This window comes from Caenispirillum bisanense, assembly GCF_039523075.1.
GTDB lineage: Bacteria > Pseudomonadota > Alphaproteobacteria > Rhodospirillales > Rhodospirillaceae > Caenispirillum > Caenispirillum bisanense.
In genome coordinates, this window is record NZ_BAAAEP010000094.1 from 1 (window position 1) to 7020 (window position 7020).

The 7020-nt window shown below is 70.9% G+C and carries 6 protein-coding genes and 1 pseudogene; all 7 read right to left on the reverse strand.

Going from position 1 to position 7020, the window contains the following annotated elements; genetic code table 11:
* Nucleotides 1-392: pseudogene (locus tag ABD056_RS22155) on the reverse strand (hypothetical protein); the annotation flags it as partial.
* Between the two features lie 12 nt (nucleotides 393-404).
* Entirely contained in the window at nucleotides 405-1205 is an 801-nt protein-coding gene (locus ABD056_RS22160) for a MinD/ParA family protein (RefSeq protein ID WP_343870393.1), read from the reverse strand.
* On the reverse strand, nucleotides 1202-2254 hold the full coding sequence (locus tag ABD056_RS22165) for a flagellar biosynthesis protein FlhF (protein WP_343870394.1): 1053 nt from the start codon (nucleotides 2252-2254) through the stop codon (nucleotides 1202-1204). Before ABD056_RS22165 ends, ABD056_RS22160 begins: the two co-directional genes overlap by 4 nt.
* Nucleotides 2255-2484: 230 nt before the next feature.
* Nucleotides 2485-3540 (reverse strand): GDP-mannose 4,6-dehydratase, encoded by a 1056-nt coding sequence (gmd, locus tag ABD056_RS22170; RefSeq protein ID WP_343870396.1) that lies wholly within the window; start codon nucleotides 3538-3540, stop codon nucleotides 2485-2487.
* Between the two features lie 30 nt (nucleotides 3541-3570).
* The gene (locus ABD056_RS22175; protein WP_343870397.1) at nucleotides 3571-4572 is read right to left on the reverse strand and encodes a GDP-L-fucose synthase family protein; all 1002 of its coding nucleotides are present in this window, start codon (nucleotides 4570-4572) and stop codon (nucleotides 3571-3573) included.
* 10 nt (nucleotides 4573-4582) lie between these two features.
* Nucleotides 4583-6754: a flagellar biosynthesis protein FlhA gene (flhA, locus tag ABD056_RS22180; RefSeq protein WP_343870398.1), complete on the reverse strand. Its 2172-nt coding sequence runs from the start codon at nucleotides 6752-6754 to the stop codon at nucleotides 4583-4585.
* A 60-nt stretch (nucleotides 6755-6814) separates the two neighbouring features.
* Nucleotides 6815-7020 (reverse strand): helix-turn-helix domain-containing protein (locus ABD056_RS22185; protein ID WP_343870400.1); only part of this gene is annotated, 206 nt, incomplete at its 5' end.

The window sequence follows — 7020 nt, forward strand, 5'->3', positions numbered from 1 at the left end:
CCGCATGCCAGCGCACCACCGGCGGGGGGGGGGGGGGCGGCGGCGGCGTGCAGGTCGGGCAGCGCCTGGGCGAGCGGCCGGCCGTCGACGGCGGTGACGCGGAAGACGGTGGCGTCGGTGGTGTGGCCGCTCACCTGCACGGTCACGCGGGCGCCTTCGGGCAGCGGCAGCGGCGTGCGCAGGGTGAGGGGGGTGTCGCTGCCGGCAATGCGGACGGCGACGGTGCCGCGCTCGGCGGCGGCGGTGGTGGTCAGCTCGGCGGTTCCGCCCGGCGGCAGGGCGCGCACGGCGGCGGGCGGATGCGGCGCGCTGGCGACGGAGGGAATGCCCGGCGGCGCCGTCCGGGGCAGCCCGGTGGCCGACGGTGGCGGCGGCGGCAGCGGGCGCGACATGCTCGCGCCCCGTTACAGGCTCAGCAGCCGGGCGGCGATGGCCTCCACATCCATGGCGGCTTCGGCGTTGGGGTGCCGGGTGAGAATGGGCGTCTGGTTGCGGATGGCCTCGCGCACCCGCATGTCCCGCCGCACGATGCCGAGCAGCGGCGGATTGATCTTCAGGAAGCCCTGGCAGGCCTTCTGCAGGGTCTGGTAGGTGCGTTCGCCCTCGCGGGTCGAGTTGGCGGCGTTGATGACGACGCGCACGTCCACCCCCGGCCGCTCCATGGCCGTCACCTTGATGAAGGCATAGGCATCGGTGAGCGAGGTCGGCTCGTCGGAGGTGACGACGATGATGGTGCCGGCGGCGCGGGCCAGATGGCGGACGCTCTTTTCCACCCCGGCGCCCAGGTCGAGGATGACGCGGTCGTACTTCTGCGCCATCAGCGCCAGGTCGTCGGCCAGGATCTGCAGCCGGCTGGGCGGGATGTTGGCGAGCGAGCCGGACCCCGACCGTCCCGCCAGCACGTCGAAGCCGCCTGGCTCGTAGCGCATGATCGCCTGGTTCAGGGTCATCTTGCCGGCCACCACGCTGCCCAGGTCGGCACGTGGCATGAGGCCGAGCTGAATGTCCACGTTGGCGAGGCCAAGGTCGCCGTCGAACAGCAGCGTGCGCTGTCCTCGCCGGGCCAGGGCATGGCTGGTGGTGATGGCGAACCACGTCTTGCCCACGCCGCCCTTGCCGGAGGCGATCGCGATGATGTTGCGGCCCTTCTGCCGCTCCGATGGACGCGGCGCCAAGGTCGGCACGGCGTCTGACGACGATGTCATGACTGGCGAGCCTCTCTCCAAGCGGTGTGGTGTTCCTTACCCGAAACCTTCCAATGTTTCGAGCTTTCCTGCGGCGGCGGCTCATCCAGTCCGCCGGCATCGCCGGACGGCACGATCAGGCGGGCCAACGAGACGGGATTGATGGCGCACAGGCCATTGGCGACGTGCGGGTTGACCGATACGTCGCTGAACATCAGCTGGCCGGCGTCGGCCGCGGCCAGAACGGCGCCCAGGCGGCGGGTCATGTCCAGCCGCGTCGCCAGCAGGCGGGTGGCGCCGGCGCGGGCGAAGGAGTCGGCGATCTCGGTCGCCTCGATGGCATCGCCGCCGGCCGCCAGCACCAGGATGGGTTCCACGTCGGCCGCTTCCACCAGCGTGCGCAGGAAGGCCATGTCGTTGTTGTTGAAGGGGTTGAGGCCCGGGCTGTCGATGAAGGTCAGGTCGTGCAGGCCGGCGCTGTCCTGCAGCACCTGGCGCAGCGATTCCGGGCCGCGGGCCTTGCTCAGCTCGATGTCGAGGATGCGGGTGAAGGCGGCCAGCTGCTCCGTCGCGCCGGCCCGCACCGAGTCGGCGGTCACCACGCCCACCGACCGGCCGGCCAGCTTGGCGCGGGCGGCCAGCTTGGCGGTGGTGATGGTCTTGCCGGCGCCCGGCGGCCCGACGATGAGGAACGGCCGCGGCGACTTGCGCGGCGGCAGCGGCGCGAAGGAGAACAGGTCGTCCAGCGCCGCGGCGCAGGCCATGGTGGCGTCGGCCACCTCCAGCACCCGCACCTTGGCCACCACCCGCTCCAGCAGGGCCGGCGGCAGGCCGTGGTATTCCAGGTTGTCGCGCACGACGTCGGCAATGGGGGAGGGCTCGACGCCCGTCAGCACCTGCTCGATCTCGTCGTCGAGGGCCATGGGCTCCTCGACCGCCGCGGTGATGCGCACCCCCTGGCCGCCGGCCGCCCGCTGGGTCGAGACGATGATGGCATCGTCCCCCAGTTCGGCGCGGACCATGGCCATGGCCTCGGCCATGGTGTCTGCGGCATAGCATTTGAGGCGCATCGAGCTTCCTGATGATCGTCGGGGGTAGACTCCTCCCGACGGCCGGCGATCCCCCTTTATGCAGCAGGAAGGGTTACCGCAGTGTTTACGCCCGCCCGCCGCGCCAATAAAACGCCCGGCCGCCCTGTCTGGACGGCCGGGCGCGCAACCCGGTTATGGCAATTCCGCGATCAGGCCACGAAGGTGTCGTACAGCGCCGCCGCGTCGTAGCCGCTGACGCCGAGCGCGACCTAGTTCGCGCCCTCGCCGGTGGGATGCGACGCCCGGCGCAGGTCTGCCGCGACCATCTCCGCCACCAGATCGGCGAAGGTCGTGCGCGGGGCCCACCCCAGGATGCGACGGGCCTTGCCGGCGTCGCCGCACAGGTGGTCCACCTCGGTGGGGCGGAAGCAGGCGGGGTCCACCGTCACCAGAACGGCGCCGGTGCGGGCGCAGCGGCCGGTTTCTTCCAGGCCGCGGCCGTGCCAGTCCAGCGGCCGGTCGATGCAGGCGAAGGCGGCGGAGACGAACTCGCGGACGCTGCGGCTTTCGCCGGTGGCGAACACGTAATCGTCGGGCTGCGGCTGCTGCGCCATGCGCCACAGGCCTTCGGCATAGTCGCGGGCATGGCCCCAGTCCCGCCGCGCCTCCAGATTGCCGAGCCGCAGCGGCGCCGGGTCGCCGGTAGCGATGCGGGCGACTGCGCGGGTGATCTTGCGGCTGACGAAGCCGTCGCCGCGCAGCGGGCTTTCATGGTTGAACAGGATGGCGTTGCCGGCGTGCAGGCCATAGCCCTCGCGGTAGGTCACCATCAGCCAGTAGGCATGCAGCTTGGCGGCGGCATAGGGCGAGCGCGGGCGGAACGGCGTGGCCTCGGTCTGCGGCGTCTCGGCGGCGGCGCCGTAGAGTTCCGAGGTGGAGGCCTGCACCAGCCGGGTACGCTCGCCCAGGCCCAGCAGCCGCACCGCCTCCAGCAGGCGCAGGGGGCCGAGGGCGTCGGTGTCGGCGGTGAACTCGGGCGTCGCGAAGCTGACCGCCACGTCGCTCTGCGCCGCCAGATTGTAGATCTCGTCCGGCGCCGTTTCCTGCACCAGCCGCAGCAGGCTGCCGGTGTCGGTCATCTCGGCGTGGTGGAGGTGCAGCGGCAGGCGCGGCTCGGCCAGCAGGTCGTCGATGCGGCCGGTGGTGGGCGAGGCGCAACGCCGCCGCACGCCGTGGACGCGATAGCCGCGGGCGAGCAGCAGCCGCGCCAGATAGGCGCCGTCCTGCCCGGTGATACCCGTGATGAGCGCCGTCTTCCCCGCCATCGCCCGTCCCCTGCGTTCCCCCGCGGGACGTCATTGGGGGAGGGGCGCGATATTGTCAAGGAACCACTGATAGGACTGCTTCAGGCCTTCATGCAGATCAAGGCGCGGCGCCCAGCCCAGATCGCGCAGCACGGTTGTGTCGAGCAGCTTGCGCGGGGTGCCGTCGGGGCGGCTGGTGTCGAACTCCAGCCGGCCGGTGAAGCCGACCACCGTCCGCACCGCCTCGGCGAAGTCGGCGATGGTGAGGTCGCGGCCGCTGCCGATGTTCACCGGCGCAGGCCCGGAATGGCGCTCCAGCAGCAGGACGCAGGCGTCGGCCAGATCGTCGACGTGCAGGAAGTCGCGCCGCGCCCGGCCGCTGCCCCAGACGGTGGCGGCGGCGGCCCCGGCCAGGCGGGCGGCATGGAAGCGGGCGATCAGCGCCGCCGGCACATGGCTGCGGGCGGGATCGTAGCAGTCACCGGGACCGTAGAGGTTGGTCGGCATGGCGCTGATGAAGTCGCAGCCGTGCTGCAGGCGGTAGGCCTCGCACAGCTTGACGCCGGCGATCTTGGCGACCGCATACCACTGGTTGGTGGGCTCCAGCGGCCCCGCCAGCAGGGCGTCGGGGGCGATGGGCTGCGGCGCCTCGCGCGGGTAGATGCAGGAGGAGCCGAGGTAGAGCAGCTTCTCCACCCCTGCCCGGTGGGCGGCGGGGATGACGGTGGCGGCGATCAGCAGGTTGTCGTGCAGGAAGTCGGCCGGCAGCGCCGCGTTGGCGTGGATGCCGCCGACCCGCCCGGCGGCCACCACCACCGCCTGCGGCCGTGCCGTCGCCAGGAAGGCTTCCACCGCCTCCTGCCGGGTGAGATCGACGGCGGCACGGTCGGCGGTGAGCACCTCGCAGCCGGCGGCGATCAGGCGCCGCACCAGGGCGCTGCCGACCATGCCGCCGTGCCCGGCCACCCACACCCGCCGCCCCGCCAGCGGGTAGGGCGGCGGCGAGGGGGGCGGGGCAGGCGAGGGCGGTGAGTGGGGCGGCGGGGCAGCCACGGCGGCGGCCTCAGATCTGGCCGAGGGTGCGGATCTTGGCCTTGGGGTGGATCTCGTTCTGCGACATCACCGGCGTCAGCGGGCGGAAGCGCTCGACGATGGACCGCACGTAGGGGCGGATCATCGGGCTGCACAGCAGCACCGGCGTTTCGCCCTGCATGGCCAGCCGCTCGAAGGTCTGGCGCACGCCGACGATGAACTGCTGCAGCTTGCTCGGGTTCATGGCCAGCTGCTTGTCCTCGCCCGGACCGATGAGGCTTTCGGCGAAGGCCTGTTCCCACTCCGGCGACAGGGTGACGATGGGGATGACGCCGTTGTCGTCGGAATAGGTGTCGGACAGCTGGCGGGCCAGGCGGGCGCGCACGTGCTCGGTGATGGTGGTGATGTTGCGCGAGGCGCCGGCCGCTTCCGCCAGACCTTCCAGGATCGACGGCAGGTCGCGGATGGACACCCGCTCCGCCAGCAGGTTCTGCAGCACGCGCTGGACGGCGCCGAGCGAGATCATGCCGGGGATGAGGTCGCCGATCAGCTTCTGGTGCTCGCGGTCCAGGTCGTCCAGCAGGCGCTGGGTATCGGCGTAGGACAGCAGGTCCGGCATGTTCTCGCGCACCACCTCGGTGATGTGGGTGGTGATGACGGTGGGCGGATCGACCACCGTATAGCCGCGGAACAGCGCCTCTTCCCGGTTGGCGGGGTCGAGCCACAGGGCCGGCAGGCCGAAGGTGGGCTCGCGCGTCTTTTCGCCCGGCAGGCTGATTTCCTCGCCGCGCGGGTCCATCACCAGCAGCATGTTGGGCCGCAGGTCGCCTTTGCCCGACTGCACTTCCTTGATGTAGACGGCATAGGAGTTGGCCGGCAGCTGCATGTTGTCCTGGATGCGCACCGACGGCATGATGAAGCCGGTTTCGATGGCCAGCGCCCGGCGCAGGGCCTTGATCTGGTCGGTCAGGCGCTGGTTCGGCCCGCCGTTGATCATGGCCAGCAGGCCGTAGCCCAGTTCCAGCCGGATCATGTCGATCTTCAGCGCCTCGGAAATCGGCTCCTCGGCCACCGGCGCGGCGGCGGTGGCGGCGGCCTGCTTCTCGCTCGCCACGGCGGTCTCGGCGGCGGCCTTGTCCTGCTTGCGGCCGAGGTACCAGGCGGCGGAGCCGGTCATGGCGGCCAGCACCAGGAACGGCAGCGCCGGCGTGCCCGGCAGCAGGGCGAGCGCCACCGCAAGGCCGGACGACATGCCAAGCGCCTTGGGATAGCTGGTGAACTGGCCGATCAGGGCCTTTTCCGTGCTCTCCGTCAGACCGCCCTTGGACACCATGATACCGGCGGCGACCGAGATGATCAGCGCCGGTATCTGGCTGACCAGACCGTCGCCGACGGTGAGCCGGGTATAGGTGTCGGCCGCCTTGGAGAAGCTGAGGCCGCCCTGCACCATGCCGATGATGATGCCGCCGATGACGTTGATGGCAGTGATGATCAGGCCGGCGATGGCGTCGCCGCGCACGAACTTCGAGGCACCGTCCATGGCGCCGAAGAAGTCGCTTTCCTTCTGGATGTCGGTGCGGCGCTGGCGGGCCTGGTTCTCGTCGATCAGGCCCGACGACAGGTCGGCGTCGATGGCCATCTGCTTGCCGGGCATGGCGTCCAGGGTGAAGCGCGCCGTCACTTCGGCGATGCGCGTCGAGCCCTTGGTGATCACCATGAAGTTCACCAGGATGAGGATCGCGAAGACGATCACCCCGATGACGAAATTACCGCCCATGATGAAGCCGCCGAAGGCCTCGATCACCTCGCCGGCCGCATCCGGTCCCTTGTGGCCGTCGGACAGGATGAGGCGCGTCGAGGCCAGGTTCAGCGCCAGTCTGAACAGCGTGGCGATCAGCAGCACCACCGGGAAGACGTTGAACTCCAGCGCCCGCTCGATGAAGATCGTGGTCATCAGGATCAGCACGGCGAGCGTGATGCTGAAGGCCAGCATCACGTCCAGCAGCCACGGCGGCAGCGGCATGATCAGCACCACCAGGATGGTGATCACGCCGGCGGCGAACATCAGGTCGCCGCGGCTGGCCGCCTTGACCAGCCGGTCGCGGGTGGAGCCCATGGAGAAGGCGCCGGACAGGGCACCGCCGGCGCGACCGCCGGCGGACGGTGCCGCGTCGAGCTGCTGACCCGAGCCTTCCTCAGCCATTCTTCTCACTCCCCGCCGTCACGGTGGCCCGGATGCGGCGGTCGCCTGCGGTTGTGGTGATCACGGGTGCGCCTCGCTGTCGCCGGCCGGCGGCGGCACCGGCACGCCCTGGTCGGCATAAAGCTTCAGCTTGTTGCGCAGGGTGCGGATGGAGATGCCGAGGATGTTGGCGGCATGGGTGCGGTTGCCGAAGGTGTGCTTCAGCGTCTCGATGATCAGGTCGCGCGCCACGTCGGCGACGGTGCGCCCGACCAGACCGGCGGTGC

Bases quoted from the DNA above. Each gene is read 5' to 3' on its own strand.
- flhA (WP_343870398.1), bottom strand. From the start codon at position 6,754: ATGGCTGAGGAAGGCTCGGGTCAGCAGCTCGACGCGGCACCGTCCGCC.
- ABD056_RS22160 (WP_343870393.1), bottom strand. From the start codon at position 1,205: ATGACATCGTCGTCAGACGCCGTGCCGACCTTGGCGCCGCGTCCATCG.
- gmd (WP_343870396.1), bottom strand. From the start codon at position 3,540: ATGGCGGGGAAGACGGCGCTCATCACGGGTATCACCGGGCAGGACGGC.
- ABD056_RS22165 (WP_343870394.1), bottom strand. From the start codon at position 2,254: ATGCGCCTCAAATGCTATGCCGCAGACACCATGGCCGAGGCCATGGCC.